This is a genomic window from Labrys sp. (in: a-proteobacteria), assembly GCF_047605565.1.
Lineage (GTDB): Bacteria > Pseudomonadota > Alphaproteobacteria > Rhizobiales > Labraceae > Labrys > Labrys neptuniae.
The window spans coordinates 19,011-36,043 of the sequence record NZ_JASGFM010000057.1 but is presented as its reverse complement, the minus strand read 5'-3'; the positions used below and the strand labels follow the sequence as shown (position 1 = coordinate 36,043).

The following is a 17,033-nucleotide window of genomic DNA, read 5'->3' as shown; positions in this document are numbered from 1 at the left end:
TGAGGACGATGGCGTCCTTGCCGACGAGGTCGATACGCGAGACGTGGCTGTCGAGGTTGATGCGCACGCAGGGCCAGTTCAGCCGCGCGGCGACCTGCTCGATATGGGTCGACTTGCCGGTGCCGTGATAGCCCGTCACCATCACGCGGCGATTGTGCGCGAAGCCCGCGAGGATGGCCAGGGTCGTCGGCTTGTCGAAGAGATAGTCGGGATCGAGGTCCGGAACGTGATCGTCGGACTTGGAATAGGCCGGCACTTCGAGGTCCGTGTCGAAACCAAACAGCTTTTTGGCCGAAACCATGATGTCCGGCAGATTGGCCGGTGTCGTTGCGTCAGTCATTATGCCTTCCTTGGCTGGCGCCAGGGCGGCGCAGCCGACAATCCTCTTCTTATGCGTCGCTTCAGCAGAGCCCGGCGCTACGCAGCGTATTATAGGCCTGGATGATCCCGCGCAATTTATCTTCGCTGGATCGGTCCCCGCCATTGGCATCGGGATGGAGACGTTTGACCAGCGTCTTGTAGCGCGCCTTGATTTCCGGGCCGCTGGCCGTTTCCGGCAGATCGAGCGCGTCGAGGGCCTTGCGCTCCAGCAATTTCAGCCGCCGTCTCTCGGGTTCGGGCGTCCCTTGCGGGCGGCGGAAGCCGTGATCCTCGTCGAAGAAACCGAAGCCGTCATGGATCTCGGGGCCGGGTTGCGGCCCTTCGCCGCGCTTCTTGGCCCAGGGATTGACCCCCATCGTCCAGGTCGGGCGATGGCCGGTGGCGGCATCGCGCTGATAGGCGCTCACCGAGTCGTCCGGCAGGCCGGCGAAATAATTGTAGGTCTTGTTATAGTCGCGCACATGTTCCAGGCAGAAATGCCAGAACTGGCCTTCGCGGTTGCGCCCCTTGGGCGCGCGAAATTCGCCGGCGTTCCGACAACCGGCATGTTCGCATAGCCGTACGCTCGCCGGCTGGACCTCTTCGGCCCTTGGGCGCACCCGGATGCGATCAAACAAGGGCGAGTCCAGATCCATAATGACACACTATGCGAGGGTGAACACAAATGGGCAAGCGCGAGCTTGGACGCAAGAGCGTTTTGTAACTTGAACGAAGCACATCAAATCGCAAAAACGCTTCAGCCAATCCATGGGAATGGCTTGGAACCAGAAAGCGAGAGCAACCAAGCATTCATAGCTGAGCACGCTTTGCCCTGGGGTTAATCGAGGCGAAATGCCGCTGCAGAATTTGAAATATGGGGTCCGCTGACCCGAAAAAGAAAGAGGCCGCCCAAATGGCGGCCCAAGTCTTAGGGAGGAAACGCCCAAGGAGGGCAGTGGGGGAGCGCAAAGGCGCATCCGCCACGTCCCTAAAGTGATCCTCATCGGTTCATTTCGCAAGTGCGAAATGAAATAAATTTTGAAAACCGGCCTGAAATCGGGCCAGTGTTGTAAAAATGCGACGTTTGACGCGGTTGGCCGGCCCCTTTTCAGCGGCGAGCGGGGGCCTGCAGCAGTTTCTGTGCTGCAACGCCGAAGGCGATCCCCAGCGTTGCCCACAGCACGGCATGGATGCCGAGTGAGGCGATACGGAACTTCCACAACACCGTGGCCGAAAAATCAGCCGGGATGTCGTTGACCGTCGGCAGGATCTGCATGGCCACCACCATCACCGCCAGATAGGCTGCCACCCCCACGAGGTTGGCGTTCCAGCGGCCGAGGCTGGCGGCGAGCCGGTTCGCGGTGCCCAGCGCCGCCGCCATCGTCACGAGGGACAGCAGGATCAAGCCGAAATAGAAGGCGGTGCGCAGGCCGATCGTGTCGGGATTGCCGACGGCCGGTGGATTGGCGGGATATTTGATCTGCGGCACCACCATGATGGCGGCGAAGCCGATGACGGCGATCAATCCGGCGGTTGCGCGCGGGCTGAGGCCGCCGATCCGGCCCTGCGCGAAGGCAAAGATCAGGGCGAAGATGCCGCCGAGCGCTGCGCCATAGGCGACCATGCCTGTGACGAGCCCGTAGCTGGCCTGGACCGGCCGGCTGACCGGCTCTTCCTCGTGTTCATGGGCTGCGGTCGTCTGCGCAGCGCCGGGAGCCGGCGCAGCTGTCGGAGCGGGCGCCGGCTCGGATGCGTGGCTTTCCTCGAAAGCGATGGCTGCGTCGACCTGGGGTTCACCGAACACCCAGGCGAAGCCAGACGCAAACAGTCCGGCCAGGATGCCGATCAGCATCCCCCGGATCAAAAGCGATCTAACCATGTCGTGTGTCCAAGCGCCCTAGTGGCAGGGGAAGCCGAGCAGATGGCGAGCGTCATGCACGAATTCGTGGATGTAGACGCCGGGAATCAGCGAGGTCGCGCCCTGTTCGGCGCCGACGAAATAGATGGCGAGCACGGCCAGGAGCACGGTGAAGAGCGCCCAGGGCAGGATCTCGCGGACCGGGATGGCGATCGGCTGCTGGGCGACGGGTGCCAGAGTTGCGGTGGTCATGAAAAGCTCCTTGGGATTACGCGTCCCGTTACGAGTCATGCTGCCTTGGAAGAGGTCTGACTTCCGGATTGACGCCGCAGCGCCGCCGTTCACAGTGGCGCGACCGTGCCGGAATTCCACCGGCTTCCCACCCTTGGCAAAGCTCTTCCATAAGAGCCCAAGTCACGGATATGTCAATATTCCGGAAGCGACTTTATCTTGGGGAAATGCCTTCATGACGCCACGCCTGACCCTGCTGTGCCATGGCGCGACGCCCACACTGCGTGCGGCGGGGTTTCCGCTCGACGAGGCGCTCGACGCAAGGGGGGCACAGGCGGCCCGGGACCTGCAGGGGCGTTTTGCCAAGGCGACCCGCATCCTGAGCAGTCCGGCGCTCAGGGCCCGCCAGACGGCGCAGGCCCTCGGCTTCGAACCCGAGATCGACGGGGCACTGCGCGAATGCGACCATGGCCGCTGGGCGGGGCTTGGCCTGGAGGCGGTGGCCGCCGCCGAGCCCGAAGCGCTCGGCGCGTGGCTGACCGATCCGCAGGCCTGCCCGCATGGCGGAGAGAGCATTGCGGCCCTGAGCGCGCGGGTCGGCGCCTGGCTCGATGGCGGGCGGTTCGAGGGCTTCACGCTGGCCGTCACCCATGCCTCGGTGTTGCGCGCGGCGATCATTCATGTCCTCGGCAGCGAGCCTCGTTCCTTCTGGCGCATCGAGGCCGCTCCGCTGGCGAGTGCCGATCTCAGGCCTTCTGCCCGCGGCTGGTCGCTGCGGCTGGAGACATAGAGGCGCTCCGGCTGGGCCTTCCAGCAGAGCTGCTTTTCCTTTTTCGTCATTGGCATGTCGCCGGGCCTTTTGTAGACACGCCTCTGGCGGGTTAGTCGCCCAAACAGGATTGATGTCATGCGCGTTGCAATGATCGGTACGGGTTATGTCGGCCTGGTGACGGGGGCGTGCCTCGCCGATTTCGGCCATGTCGTCACCTGCGTCGACAAGGATCCGGCCAAGATCGAGGGCCTGCTGGCCGGCCGCATGCCGATCTACGAGCCGGGCCTGGAGGATCTGGTGGCGCGCAATGTGCGCGAGAAGCGCCTGTCCTTCACCACCGAGCTCGCCCCCGCCGTGCGCGATGCAGCCGTGGTGTTCCTGGCCGTCGGCACGCCCTCGCGCCGCGGCGACGGCCATGCGGACCTGTCCTATGTCTATGGCGCGGTACGCGAGATCGCCGCGGCGGTCGAGGGCTTCACGGTGGTGGTGACCAAGTCGACCGTGCCGGTCGGCACTGGGGACGAGGTCGAGCGGCTGATCCGCGAGGTCCGGCCCGACGCCGATGTCCGCGTGGTGTCGAACCCCGAATTCCTGCGCGAAGGGGCGGCGATCGAGGATTTCAAGCGCCCCGACCGCATCGTGGTCGGCACCGAGGACGAACGGGCCAAGGAGGTGATGGCCGAGGTCTATCGCCCGCTCCATCTCAACCAGGGGCCGCTGCTGTTCACGGCCCGGCGCACCTCCGAACTGATCAAATATGCCGCCAACGCCTTCCTTGCGACCAAGGTCACCTTCATCAACGAAATCGCGGACCTGTGCGAGAAGGCCGGTGCCAACGTGCAGGAGGTGGCGCGCGGCATCGGCCTAGACAACCGCATCGGCTCCAAATTCCTGCATGCCGGGCCGGGCTTCGGCGGCTCGTGCTTTCCCAAGGATACGCTGGCACTGCTGCGCACCGGCCAGGAGCATGGCGTGCCCCTGCGTATCGTGGAGGCGGTGGTCGGGGTCAACGATGCCCGCAAGGCGGCGATGGCACGCCGCGTCATCGCGGCCCTCGACGGCAATATCGCCGGCAAGACGGTGGCCCTGCTCGGCCTTGCCTTCAAGCCGAACACCGACGACATGCGCGACAGCCCCTCGATCCCGATCGTGCTCGCCTTGCAGGACAAGGGAGCCAAGGTCCGTGCCTATGATCCCCAGGCAATGGAGGAGGCCCACAAGGTTCTGAGCGATGTCGACTATCGCTCCAGCGCCTATGACTGCCTCGACGGTGCCGATGTCGCGGTGATCGTCACCGAATGGGACGAGTTCCGGGCGCTCGACCTCGAGCGGGTCAAGAACCTGCTGACGCACCCGGTGATCGTGGACCTGCGCAACATCTACCGGCTCGAAGACATGAAGCGGCACGGCTTCCGCTATGAGAGCATCGGGCGCGAGGGAACGGCGCCCTGAGCGGAAGACGCCCCGCATATTCGTGCGGCCGGGCGCTGGCGCAACTGGTTTGAGAAGACAGCGGGAGGTCCTCGCCTCGTTTGGGGGGAGGGCCAGCATGTCCGGTTCGCACCGACCGGAATGCAGCCACGCGGCTGTCAAGCGCAGGCGCGAGAAATGACAGGCCTGTTGCGGATTTGCATCAAGTCCCAACTCATGGTTGCAGGGCGGCGATCTTGATTGGATCAAAGCGCTAAGAATTATCATACTATAAGGCTCACACGGCGATTCGACCGCGATTCCGGCCGGTGGAGCGCTGAACAGGATCTCCGAACCTGCCCTGGCGGCGCAGGCTGGGAAATCCTGCAAAATTTCCAGACGCCAGCTCCAGTGCCCGCGACAAGGCCATTAGCCATGCGGGCGGCTTGGCTGAGGCGCGTTGCTTGCGAGGATGTTCATGTCGAGGTTGCGTCGCAGAATGGGTCGGCTGGCCGCCGGCGTGCTGGCATTGGCGGCCTTCGAGGGGACGGGTGCCGCGCTCGCCCAGCAAATGCCGGCCATGCCGGTCACGGTAGCCAATCCGGTCAGCCGCAAGATCACCGAATCGGTCGAGTTCACCGGCCGTTTCCAGGCCTGGCCGCAGGTGAACATCACTTCGCGCGTCACCGGCTATCTCGACAAGTCGAGCTTCGTGGAAGGTTCCCTCGTCAAGGAGGGCGACGTGCTGTTTGCGATCGATCCGCGTCCGTTCCAGGCCGCGGTCGACCAGGCGGCTGCCCAAGTGAAGATCACGCAGACCCGAATCGACCTCACCAAGGCCAATCTGGCGCGCGCCGAGGCCCTGAAGAAGACCGGCAACGTCACCGACGCCGCCTACCAGGCCAACCTCCAGGCCTATCAGGAAGCGGCGGCCTCGATCGATTCGGCCAGCGCGGCGCTGGCAACGGCCAAGCTCGACCTCAGCTACGCCACCATCACCGCCCCGATCTCGGGCAGGATCACCCGCCAGCTCGTCTCGCGCGGCAATCTGGTGGTGGCCAACAGTACTTCGCCGCTGGTGTCGATCGTCGCCGTCGATCCGATCTATTTCTACTTCGACCTCGACGAGGCGAGCTACCTTGCCTATCAGCGGGCCTCCAAGCGCAAGATCGATGCCGGCGGTACCGAGCCCGCGTTGAAGGCCGAGATTGGCCTGTCGGACGAAAGAAAACTGTCCCATCAGGGTACGCTCGACTATCTCGCGCCGCAGGTCGACGCCCAGACCGGAACCGTGACCGCCCGCGCCAAGGTCGCCAATGCCGACGGCTTCCTGACCCCCGGCCTGTTCGGGCGCATCCGCATCACCATCGGCGAGCCCTATGATGCGCTGGTCGTGCCGGATGTGGCGGTGGGCCAGTCCTCGCAGGGGCGCTATGTCATCGTGGTCGGCGCCGACAAGATCGCCAATATCCGCCCGGTGGAACTGGGGCCGAAATTCGGCTCGTTCCGCGTGATCAAGTCCGGCCTCAAGCCCGAGGACCAGGTGCTGATCAACGGCCAGATGCGTGCCCGGCCGGGTGGCGAGGTCGTGCCGCAACCCACCAAGCTGGACGTGCCTGAGACGCTCGTTCCCGACCAGACCTGATCGGGAGCGCAGTCCATGAAATTCGGCCATTTCTTCGTCGACCGCCCGATCTTTGCCGCCGTCGTCTCGATCGTCACGGTGGTGATCGGGCTGGTCTCCTATGTCGGCCTGCCGATCGCGCAGTTCCCGCAGATCGCCCCGCCGACGGTGGTGATCAACGCCACCTATCCCGGCGCCAACGCCCAGACCATCGCCGAGACGGTGGCGGCGCCGCTGGAGCAGTCGATCAACGGCGTGGAAGGGATGATCTATCAGACCTCCCAGGCCACCAATGACGGCTCGCTGCAGATCACTGTCACCTTCGCCACCGGCACCGATCTCGACATCGCCCAGGTGCAGGTGCAGAACCGCGTCTCCTCGGCCGAGCCGCGCCTGCCGGCCGAAGTGCGGGCTCTAGGCATCACGGTCAACAAATCGTCTTCCGACTTCCTCCTGATCGTCACGCTCTATTCGCCGGATAATTCGCTGAACGACTATGGCATCTCCGACTATGCCATTCTCAACGTCAACGACATCCTGGCCCGTGTCGACGGTGTCGGCTCGACCTTCGCCTTCGGCCTGCGCGAGCCCTCGCTGCGCGTCTGGCTCGATCCGAACCGCCTGGCCAGTTTCGATCTGACGGCGGGTGAGGTCGTCCAGGCCCTGCGCGAGCAGAACGTGCAGGTCTCCGGCGGCACGCTCGGCGCCCAGCCCTCGCCCAACAACACCACCAGCGAGATCACGGTCACCACCCAGGGCCGTTTCCAGGATGCCGAGCAATTCCGGAACGTCATCATCAAGTCGACGCCGGATGGCCGCCTGCTCAAGCTGAGGGATGTCGCCCGCGTCGAGGTCGGCGCCAAGCAGTACAGCTCCAACCTCTATCTCGACAGCCAGCCCACCGTTGGCATCGCGGTGCTGCAGAGGCCCGGCTCCAACGCGCTGGCTACCGCCGATCGCGTCAAGGCCAAGATGGACGATCTGGCCAAGGCCTTTCCGCCGGGGCTGAAATATTCCATCGTCTACAATCCCACCGAATTCGTCTCGGCCTCGATCGAGGCCGTCTACGAGACCTTCTTCGAAGCGATCGTGCTGGTGGTGATCGTTGTCTTCGTCTTTCTGCAATCCTGGCGCGCGGCGATCATTCCGATCATTGCCATTCCCGTCTCCATCATCGGCACCTTCGCGGTGATGGCAGGGCTCGGCTTCTCGCTCAACATGCTCACTCTGTTCGGGCTGATCCTGGCGGTGGGCATCGTGGTCGATGACGCCATCGTGGTGGTGGAGAATGTCGAGCGCAACATTCATGACGGCATGACGCCCAACCGGGCGGCCCATGTCACCATGGACGAGGTCGGCCGCGCCGTCATCGCCATCGCCCTGGTGCTGTGCGCGGTGTTCGTGCCGACCGCCTTCATTCCGGGCATATCGGGCCTGTTCTACCAGCAGTTCGCGGTGACCATCGCGGCCGCCACGGTGATCTCGGCCTTCAACTCGCTGACCCTGTCGCCGGCGCTCGCGGCCCTGTTGCTCAAGCCGCATGATCCGGAGCACCGCAGCCGCTTCTTCCTGTTCCGCTGGCTTCGGGCCGCGGGCGACGGTTTCAATCACGGCTTCGACAGGCTGTCGCGCGGCTATGGCGGCACGGTGGGCTTTGCGGCCCGCCACAAGCTCCTGTTCCTCCTGATCTATGCCGGCCTGCTCTTTGCCACCTGGCACGTCTATACCAAGGTGCCAACCGGCTTCGTGCCGGAATCGGACCAGGGCTACGCCATCGTGGTGGTGCAATTGCCCGACGGCGCCTCGCTGGAACGCACCGACGCCGTGGTGCGCAAGGCGCAGCAGATCGCGGCGGGCAGCCCGGGCGTCGCCCATGTCATCGGCGTTGCCGGCTTCTCCGGCGCGACCTTCACCGCCGCCTCGAATGCAGCCACCATCTTCGTGCCATTCAAGCCGTTCGACGAGCGCCTGAAGGAAGGATTGTCGGCGCAGGCCATCGTGGGCGAATTGCAAAAGCGCGTCTTCGCCATCGAGGAAGGCTTCGTCTTCGTAATTCCGCCTCCTACCATCCAGGGTCTCGGCACCGGTGCCGGCTTCAAGATGCAGGTGCAGGATCGCGGTGGCGTCGGGGCGGAAGCGTTGATGCAGGCCGCCAATGCCCTGATCGGCAAGGCCAACCAGACACCGGGCCTCACCCAGGTCTACACCACGCTGTCCAACAATGGCCCGCAGCTCTTCGTCAATGTCGATCGCGTCAAGGCGCGCATGCTCAACGTGCCGATCGGCAATATCTTCGAGGCGATGCAGGTCTATGTCGGCTCGGCCTATGTCAACGACTTCACGCGCCTGGGCCGCGCCTTCCAGGTGAATGCCCAGGCCGAAGGGCGCGATCGCCTCAACAAGGAGGACCTCGTCCGCCTCAAGGTCCGCAGCGCCAATGGCGCTCTGGTGCCGCTCGGCTCGCTGATCTCCTTCGAGGAACGCACCGGCCCCGACACGGTGATGCGCCACAATCTCTATCCGGCCGTCTATGTCAGCGGCTCGGGCCTGCCAGGCGTGTCTTCCACCACGGCGCTCGACCTGATGGAGAAGGCGGCCGCCGAGGTACTGCCGCCGGGCGTCGGCTTCGAGTGGACCGAGATCGCCTTCCAGGAACGCTCGGTGGGCAACACGGTCTATTTCGTGTTCGGCATCGCCGTCCTGTTCGTCTTCCTGTTCCTGGCCGCCCAGTATGAAAGCTGGTCGCTGCCGCTCGCCATCATCCTGATCGTGCCGCTCTCCATTCTGGCGGCGCTGCTCGGCGGCATGGCGCGCGGCCTGCCGATCTTCGGCGGCTGGTGGTTCAAGGTGATGGACAACAACATCATGACGCAGATCTCCTTCGTCATGCTGATCGGCCTCGCCGCCAAGAACGCCATCCTGATCGTGGAGTTCGCCCGCCAGCGCGAGGACCATGGCGATACGCCCTGGCAGGCTGTGATCGAGGCCTGCCGGCTGCGCCTGCGCCCGATCCTGATGACCTCCTTCGCCTTCATCCTCGGCGCTGTGCCGCTGATGATCGCCACCGGCCCCGGCTCGGAACTGCGCCAGGCCATCGGCACGGCCGTGGTCTTCGGCATGAGCGGCGTGACCTTCCTCGGTCTCTTCCTCACGCCGGTGTTCTACGTCACCATCCGCCTGATCGTGCGCAAGCTCTTCCGCGAGAAGCCCAAACCTTCGACGGTGACGGCGGCGACGATGGGCGAGCCGGAAGGAAGCTGAAGCCTGCTGCTCCGAGGGTTCAGTGATTGGCGGGCCGGCATGCCAGCTCGCCAAGGATGGCACGGCAAACTGTCCTCGCTTTGCGGTAATATGATAGTGCCGGAGGTCAAGCAAGGAGGCTTTGCAGTCCCTTTGATTGACTCATCACACAATGTTGACCATTCTCAGTGGTGCAGCACGGCTCGACGACATCGTCGCGGGTCGTTCTGACGATACTCAGATGTACGTGGGCCCCGGCAGCTTTGTCGCGCTGGGGCAGTTCATCCGGCCTGGGTCTCGATGAGGAGAAGATCGGCATCGACGTCATACTGGCGTCGGGCCGGGCGTGTTTTGATGCGCGCGATCTTCACCATCGAGACTCTCTAGCGTTGTGCCTCGCAGGAGGCGCCGGGGTCGTGGTGGACAGGATGGATGACAAGCCCTTCATAGCACTTCGCCTGGTCGGTATCCCCCATCTCACGGTGGCGGGAGAGGGGGTGTTTCCTGCCAAGGGCTATGTCCTGGTTGCCATGCTGTTGCTGGCCGGCGGCCGGCGCATGAGCCGCCAGGCCATCGCCGCCCTGCTCTGGGACGACGCACCCGAGGAGAAGGCCCTTACCAATCTGCGCCAGCTTCTCGTCCGAATCCATCGGACATGGCCCTATGCAGATCCGTTGGTAGAGACCAGCGGGCCCCATCTGGCGGCTGGACCCGGTGCGGACCGCAGCGACCTTGCCGCGCTCCTGTGTCTGGCGAAATCGGGTGTGCTGGCCGAGAGGGTCCAGGCCGTCCTGCTCGCCAAGGGGGATCTCCTCGACAGTATCGATTCGGGTGGCCCCGAATTGTCGCAATGGTTCCGCAGCGAACGTGAACGCTTCCGCCGCATCGTGCTGGCGCTGGCCGCCGAAGTCCTGGTCGAGATGACCCGCTACGGTCGCGCGCCCGAGCGAGAGATCGATCTCATCGGCGAGGTCATGCTCACGCTCGAGCCGGAACGGGAGGAGAGCTACCGCGTCCTGATCGAAGCCCATGGACGCAACGGCAACATTCCGGCGGTGAATCGGGTTCATGCCGGCCTGACCGACATGCTCCGGCGTGAATTCGGAACGGAGCCCCGGCCCCAGACCGTCGCCACCTTGCGTCGTATCCTCGCCAGCGCGCCGCAGCCGCGGGTGCAGGTGAGCGGCGGAACGCGCAACATGCCCGATGAACGCCTGCTTTTGGCGAACCCGGCTGCGCCTCGCCTGCCAGGCTTGCCGCGTGTGGCGTTGTTTCCGCCGCGCCCGATACCCGGCCGCGTGCTGGATCCCCTGCATCGGGCCCTGATCGAGGACGTCGCCAACGACCTGTCGCGCCACCGTACTTTCGCGGTGCTCGCACCGCACAGCAGTTTCCATGTCGCCGATGCGGGCGATGCCCGGCGCTTTGCCAGCCTGTGCAGCGCCTATCTGATCACCGGCTTCATGGTGCCGGGCAGCGAGCGTATGGCCCTCCGGCTGACGCGGCAGCCGGATGAGGAGATCGTCTGGGCTGCCGAATATCTGGTCTCGCCCGAGCGGTTGGCGCTTTCCTTCCGGCTGATCACCCGGCAGATCGCTGCCACCCTTGCCAATGAGATCGAACGCGACCAGCTCGATCGGGCCCGGGCCGATCCCAAGCCGGCCGCCTATTGCCATTATCTCGAAGGGCAGGCGCGGCTGCACAGCTTCGACCTCGCCCGTCTGCGCCGGGCGCGCGCCGAGTTCAAGCTGGCTACCGAGGAGGACGGGGATTTCGCGCCTTCGCGCGCCCGCATTGCCCAGACCTTGCAGCTCGAATGGCTGATGCTGGGGGGCACGGATCCATCCCTGCTCAACCAGGCCCGGGCGGAAGCGGATCTGGCGATGAAGATCGATCCCGGCCACGGCACGGGCCACTGGATGTCGGCCGTGGTGGCGCTCTATCAGCATGACTTCGACTATACCGCCGAAAAGTTCATGGAAGCGGAGGTCCTCAATCCGCATTCGGCCGATCTGCTGGTCCACCATGCCGATGCGCTGTCGCATCTTGGCGAGCCGGAACTGGGCTGGGAGCGCTTCCAGCGGGCCCTGGAGCTCAATCCCTTCCCGCCGGATTATTACTGGTGGTTCGGCGCTACCATCGCCATCCGTCGCCGGCGCTTCGAGGAGGCAATCGAGATGTGCGCCCGGATGGAGAATGACGAATCGGCCATGCGGGTGCTGGCCATGTGCCATGGCTTCGTGGGCGATACCGCGATGGCCCGTCATTATGGGCGGCGCGTCATGGACACTTATCCAGGTATGTCCGCCCTGGACCTCGCGCGCCTGGCACCGGATCGCCGCCAGGAGGACATCGAGTTCTGCGCCCAGGGCCTGCGCCTCGCCGGCCTTTCCTGAAGAAGAGCCGGCTGCCGCCGAGAAATCCAAGAAGAGTCCAATCGGCCGGGCGGGTGCCCGAAGTTTCGAGCGATTACCTTCCTTAAATGTATTGTCGGTGTGCGGTGCTCGATATTTTCCCGCACCCGACTTTGTTCGGCTGCTTTATTTCAAGAATTGAATTATGTTTTATTTTATAATTGCAAGATTAGTCGTATGATTTGGAGCGTCGATATGGATGCGATTCCTTGTCATCATTTCATAAATGAACTTCTTGATCGAGGGCGATGTGATATTCATGATTCCGTTTCTGTGTGACTCGGGCGTGAAGTCTGGTGGGGAATCAGATTGGACTTGTTGACTTCAATGTGTTTGACGAACAAGTAGTAGATGCGGCGCATATGTCGGGCGTGGCCCGAAGGTTCTCATTCCGAACCACGAGATTTGTGATGGGAACGGCGGGGATCTGGCAAGTGGCGGCGGCATGCATGGGATGCCGGGCCAGACTCCCCAGGCGAGGATAGTCGAATGGACGCTGAGGACGACATTGTTCTTCATTTGGTAGGCGTACCGCATGTTGCCAAACCAATGGAGGGCGTGTTTCCGGGCAAGGGATATGTTCTCATTGCGATGCTGTTGCTTTGCGGCAGTCGGCGGATGAGCCGGCAGACTATTGCCGCGTTGCTGTGGGACGATGCTCCCGAAGAGAAGGCCCTCACCAATCTCCGGCAATTGCTGGCCCGCATTAACAGGTTCTGGCCGCTGGAGGAGCCGCTGGTCGAGGTGGAAGGCTCCAACCTGATGGCCGGGCCTGGAGCCACCCGCAGCGACCTTGCCCAGATCATGGCGCGCCGCAAATCCCAGGTGCTGGCCGAACGTGTGGCCGTCGTCCGGCTGGTGAAGGGGGATCTGCTCGACACGATCGACAGCGGCGGGCCCGAATTGTCACAATGGTTTCGCAGCGAGCGCGAGCGCTTTCGTCGCCAGGTTCTGGGGCTGGCGGGCGAGGTGCTCATGGAGATGACACAGTTCGCCCGAGCCAAGAAAAGCGACATCGACGAGATCGGTGAGCGCATGCTGGCGCTGGAACCGGAGCGGGAGGAGAGTTTCCGCGCACTGATGGAGGCCTATGGCCGGATCGGCGATATCGAGGAAGCCAACCGTGTCTTCGACGATCTGAAAAAGATCTTGCGCGATGAATTCGGCACCGAGCCGAGGCCGGAAACGGTGGCCACGATGCGGCGTATCCTGGCGAATGCTCCGCGCCCTCGGTTGCAGGTCGTCGCCGAAGCCGAGGTATCGGCGGCGATCGAGCAGACTGTCCAGCCTCCGGCCTTGCGCAATCTGGCGGGCTTGCCGCGCGTCTCCCTGTTCCCGCCGCAGCCGCGGCCGGGAGAGACCCTGCATCCCCTCTATCGCATGCTGATCGAGGACGTCGCCAACAGCCTGTCGCGTCACGCCACCTTTGCGGTGACCGCGCCTCACAGCAGTTTCGACGTGGCCGATACCGGGGATCGGGAAAGACTGGCCGCCCTGCGCTCGGGCTACCTCGTCACCGGCTTTCTGGTGCCCGGGAGCCAGAAGATGGCGCTACGCCTGACCCGCAATCCCGGCGACGAGATCATCTGGGCAGCCGAATATCGCGTGGAACTAGAGGACCTGGTCGTTGCCTTCCGCATGATCTCGCATCGGATCGCGGTGACGCTGGCGAGCGAAATCGAGCGGGATCAGCTTGATCGCCTGCGGGCCGATCCCAAGCCGCTTGCCTATCGGCACTATCTGGAAGGACATCTTCTGTTCAAGAATTGCGACCTGCCGCGTCTGCGGCGCGCAAGAGTGGAGTTTCAGAAAGCGGCGGCGATCGACATGGACTTCGCCGGCGCGAGGGGGGCCGTCTCGAATGCGCTCCAGCTGGAATGGCTCATGCTGGGAGCGAACGACCCATCACTCCTGATGCAGGCCCGCCACGAAGCCGAGGCGGCAATCGGCATCGATGCAGGCAATAGCGTCGGTCATTGGATGTCGGCGGTGATTGCACTGCATCAGCGCGATTATGACAAGGCGGCGGAGCAATTCCTGGAAGCCGAGACGCTCAATCCCAATTCGGCCGACCTGCTGGAATCGCATGGCGATACCCTGGCTCATCTGGGGGATCCCGATGCTGGCTGGCAGAGGTTTCAGCGCGCCATCGAACTCAACCCCTTCCCGCCCGACCGCTATTGGTGGGGCGGGGCCACGATCGCCTATTTTCGCGAGGACTTCGACGGGGCGATCGACATGTGCGGCAAAATGGAGAACGATCAGTCCGTCCTGAGGATCCTGGCAATATGCCATGGCAATCTCGGTAACAAGGAGGTCGCCAGGAACTATGGGGCACGTTTGAAGGATATGTATCCCGGCATCACTGCGGCAGATGTTGTAAATCTCACGCCGGATAAGAAAGGAAACATGAAAGAGGTTATTGTGCGTGGGCTTAAAGTGGCTGGGATAAGTTAATTCGCAGAATGCTTCTTCTTAATTTCATAATAAGAAAACTTAAAACCATAAACTTACTCAAGAGAGGGTAGCATGGCTGGAATAAGACGAGATCGAGATCATATCTACATCATTGGCGACAGGGGCGTCGGAGTCTTCCTGATCAAGATGAGTCCCATCCGCATCGTTCGGATTCCCGACAAGGAGGTCCGTCGTTTTGGCAAAGAACATAATTGCGACGGCTATGCGGCGGTCGCCGCCCTCTGCTGGCGGGTGATTGCCGACCACCGTGCTGCCAATGGCCAAGGCAAGCCGCTCGAGCCCGAGAATATCGTCGGCATCGCTTCGCTCGCCGAGGCTGGTGCGGAGCTGAGCAATCTGGAGTTTTCGTTCGGAACGAACATGTCGGCTGCGGCGATCGAGGCTGTCCGAGGCCGGAACCGTTCCCTGAAAATGGCGCTTTGCTACCTGACACAGAGAACCGGCAACAATCTCCAGGATGCGGTGCTGCTCGATGATGGCAATGCCGACGATTTTGCCTGCTGAGGCATTTTCCAAGGTCGTCGACAGGTTTCTTGATCGAAGCAATGCGTCAAACGAAGAAGCGGAGCAAAGTGCGGTTTTGGGGAATCGTACTTTGCTCTGAACGGTTCGGTTCCGTTTCGTGATGCCGGCCTCGTGGAAGTATGAGGTGAGCCTTGTATAACCCTCGATATTTCCGAGAAGAGCGCGTGGAGGTGCTCCACGCGCTGATGCGCGATCATCCGCTGGCAACGGTCGTCACCCATGAACGGGGACGCCTGCAGGCCAATCACATTCCCTTGTTCCTGGTGGCAGACAAGGGGCGCAAGGGCGTGTTGCGGGGGCATCTCAACCGCAACAATCATATGGCCGTCGATCACGACCCGGCCCTGGAGGTGCTGGCGATCTTCCAGGGGCCGATGCACTACATCACGCCGCGCTGGTATGTCGACAAGGTGGAAGGCGGCAAGGCCGTGCCGACCTGGAACTATGTCACCGTTCATGTCCATGGCCGTTTGAGGTCGACGGAGAATCCGCGCTGGCTGCGCGAGCACGTCACCGCCCTGACCAATCTGGTCGAGGCCGGGCGTCCGCAACCCTGGCAGGCCGAGAGTGCGCCATCATCCTTCATGAAGGGGCAGATCAAGGGCATTATCGGGCTGGAGATCGCGATTACCAGCATCGAGGGCAAATGGAAGCTCAGTCAGAACCGGCCGGAGCCCTATCGCAGCAGCGTTATCGAAGGCCTGACGGCGGAGGGCGAGGCTGTTATGGCCGACCTCATGACCCAAGCCGTCAAATAGCCGGCTCATTGATTGATGACCGCCCCCGCCATGAAGCCGGTACCTGCCTACGATCATCCGCCCCTTGCACCCTTCGGCATCACGCGCGTGGGTGACCTGACCGATCTCGACGTCGTCGGCATTCCCGTCTGGTTTGCGACCCGGCCCAATGCGCGCTCGATCGCCGTCAGCCAGGGCAAGGGGCTGACACCTGAGCAGGCGCGCATATCCGCCATCATGGAGGCGGTGGAAGGGGCCGTCGCCGAACAGACCAAGGCCCTGATTGCCGAGTTTGGCACGCCGGACGAGATGCTGTCTCGCGGCCGGCACTTGGTTCCGCTGGAAGAGCTCGTGCGCTTCCGGGGCGAAGCCTATGATGAAGAGGCTCCGCGTGCGTGGGTGCGTGGCGTTGCCCATGGCAGCGGGCGGCCGGCCTTCGCACCCTATGAACTCATCGGGCTCGACATGCGTGAGGAGTTTCCCTGGGATCGGGATGCCTTCCATATCAGTTCGGCCGGGCTTGCCGCCGGGCCGAGCTTCGAATTCGCCGCCCTGGCTGCCCTGCTCGAACTGGCGGAGCATGATGCCACCACCTTCTCCGATGCGTTCGGTCATCTCGAGGCCACGTCGCGCCAAATGCGCTGGCAAGCCGGCGTGCATGCCGGACTGGACGAGGCTGTCGCCAAGGTACGCGCCGCCGGGCTGGAGCCGCGCTTCTTCGACAAGACCAACCGTCTCGGTCTGCCGGTGGTCAGCGCCGCGATCGTTCGTCCGGTGATCGGCGAGGAGGGCGGTGGCGAGCGCTTTTCCGGAGGCGAGGCCTGCCGGCTCGATGCCGGAGCCGCTGCCCTGGCGGCCTTGCTGGAGGCCGTGCAGTCGCGGCTCACCCATATTGGCGGGGCCCGCGACGATCTGGAGCCGGATTTCTACGAAACGCGGGGTGACGTTCTGCCCACACCGGTTCCGGGGGCGCCCGGCCTGGCCGAATTCGCCGAGCGTCATCGCCAAGCGCCTCTACCGCGGGCGGAAGAGCTGACGCATGCCGCACAACTCGACATCGTCGCAGGCAAGCTTGCGGCGGCCGGGCACGCCGACATCTTTCTTTTCGATCTTCCCGGACCGGTCGAGGGCGTGCATGTGGTGCGCGCCTTGGTGCCGGGCCTCAAGACTTTCGTGGAGGACGGCGTGTCCGATATCGGCCTTGAGGATCTGTTCGGAGCGATGACGTGATGGTGCCGGCCGAAGCACAGTGCCGGAAGCGGCAGCGCGGAAGCAGGGGAAACGCGTCTTTCCCGCAGCCTTGCTCATGGGAGCGAGGGAGGTCCTAAAATTACGAATTCCTGCAATTTGTCGGGGCATCGGCAGTATATTTTTTGGAGAGCTT

General features: G+C 63.4%; 12 protein-coding genes, 1 pseudogene and 1 riboswitch. Of the genes and pseudogenes, 8 read left to right on the top strand and 5 right to left on the bottom strand.

Annotated features, from left to right (window positions below; all coding sequences use genetic code 11):
• From QM672_RS30245 to QM672_RS30230, 4 genes and pseudogenes are all read right to left on the bottom strand, one after another.
• Window positions 1-340: pseudogene (locus QM672_RS30245) on the bottom strand (cobaltochelatase subunit CobS); the annotation flags it as partial.
• A gap of 61 nt (window positions 341-401) precedes the next feature.
• Window positions 402-998, bottom strand: coding sequence for a J domain-containing protein (locus QM672_RS30240; protein ID WP_311937665.1), 597 nt, complete (start codon window positions 996-998; stop codon window positions 402-404).
• Window positions 999-1,468: 470 nt separating this feature from the next.
• Window positions 1,469-2,239 (bottom strand): CbtA family protein, encoded by a 771-nt coding sequence (locus QM672_RS30235; RefSeq protein WP_415087031.1) that lies wholly within the window; start codon window positions 2,237-2,239, stop codon window positions 1,469-1,471.
• 18 nt (window positions 2,240-2,257) lie between these two features.
• Window positions 2,258-2,470, bottom strand: coding sequence for a CbtB domain-containing protein (locus tag QM672_RS30230; RefSeq protein WP_068284091.1), 213 nt, complete (start codon window positions 2,468-2,470; stop codon window positions 2,258-2,260).
• Window positions 2,471-2,502: 32 nt separating this feature from the next.
• Window positions 2,503-2,634, bottom strand: a riboswitch (cobalamin riboswitch).
• Between the two features lie 50 nt (window positions 2,635-2,684).
• Between QM672_RS30230 and QM672_RS30225 the strand changes: the two genes are divergently transcribed.
• The 6 genes from QM672_RS30225 (at window position 2,685) to QM672_RS30200 (ending at window position 14,366) form a co-directional block, all read left to right on the top strand.
• Window positions 2,685-3,239: a histidine phosphatase family protein gene (locus tag QM672_RS30225; protein ID WP_415087029.1), complete on the top strand. Its 555-nt coding sequence runs from the start codon at window positions 2,685-2,687 to the stop codon at window positions 3,237-3,239.
• Between the two features lie 117 nt (window positions 3,240-3,356).
• Window positions 3,357-4,673 (top strand): UDP-glucose dehydrogenase family protein, encoded by a 1,317-nt coding sequence (locus QM672_RS30220; protein ID WP_415087027.1) that lies wholly within the window; start codon window positions 3,357-3,359, stop codon window positions 4,671-4,673.
• A gap of 436 nt (window positions 4,674-5,109) precedes the next feature.
• Window positions 5,110-6,276 (top strand): efflux RND transporter periplasmic adaptor subunit, encoded by a 1,167-nt coding sequence (locus tag QM672_RS30215; RefSeq protein WP_311937654.1) that lies wholly within the window; start codon window positions 5,110-5,112, stop codon window positions 6,274-6,276.
• 15 nt (window positions 6,277-6,291) lie between these two features.
• Window positions 6,292-9,516 (top strand): multidrug efflux RND transporter permease subunit, encoded by a 3,225-nt coding sequence (locus QM672_RS30210; protein WP_311937652.1) that lies wholly within the window; start codon window positions 6,292-6,294, stop codon window positions 9,514-9,516.
• A 407-nt stretch (window positions 9,517-9,923) separates the two neighbouring features.
• Window positions 9,924-11,891: a BTAD domain-containing putative transcriptional regulator gene (locus QM672_RS30205; RefSeq protein WP_415087024.1), complete on the top strand. Its 1,968-nt coding sequence runs from the start codon at window positions 9,924-9,926 to the stop codon at window positions 11,889-11,891.
• Window positions 11,892-12,527: 636 nt separating this feature from the next.
• Window positions 12,528-14,366, top strand: a complete 1,839-nt coding sequence (locus tag QM672_RS30200; RefSeq protein WP_311937648.1) for a BTAD domain-containing putative transcriptional regulator — start codon at window positions 12,528-12,530, stop codon at window positions 14,364-14,366.
• A gap of 57 nt (window positions 14,367-14,423) precedes the next feature.
• On the opposite strand, the gene QM672_RS30195 is transcribed toward QM672_RS30200, so the two are convergent.
• Complete coding sequence (locus QM672_RS30195; protein ID WP_415087022.1) at window positions 14,424-14,903, bottom strand: hypothetical protein; 480 nt, start codon at window positions 14,901-14,903, stop codon at window positions 14,424-14,426.
• 140 nt (window positions 14,904-15,043) lie between these two features.
• On the opposite strand from QM672_RS30195, the gene QM672_RS30190 reads away from it, so the two are divergent.
• Together QM672_RS30190 and QM672_RS30185 are read left to right on the top strand one after the other, a co-directional pair.
• The gene (locus QM672_RS30190) at window positions 15,044-15,670 is read left to right on the top strand and encodes an FMN-binding negative transcriptional regulator (RefSeq protein WP_311937644.1); all 627 of its coding nucleotides are present in this window, start codon (window positions 15,044-15,046) and stop codon (window positions 15,668-15,670) included.
• A 15-nt stretch (window positions 15,671-15,685) separates the two neighbouring features.
• Window positions 15,686-16,879 (top strand): YcaO-like family protein, encoded by a 1,194-nt coding sequence (locus QM672_RS30185; protein ID WP_415087020.1) that lies wholly within the window; start codon window positions 15,686-15,688, stop codon window positions 16,877-16,879.
• The last annotated feature ends 154 nt before the right edge of the window (window positions 16,880-17,033 follow it).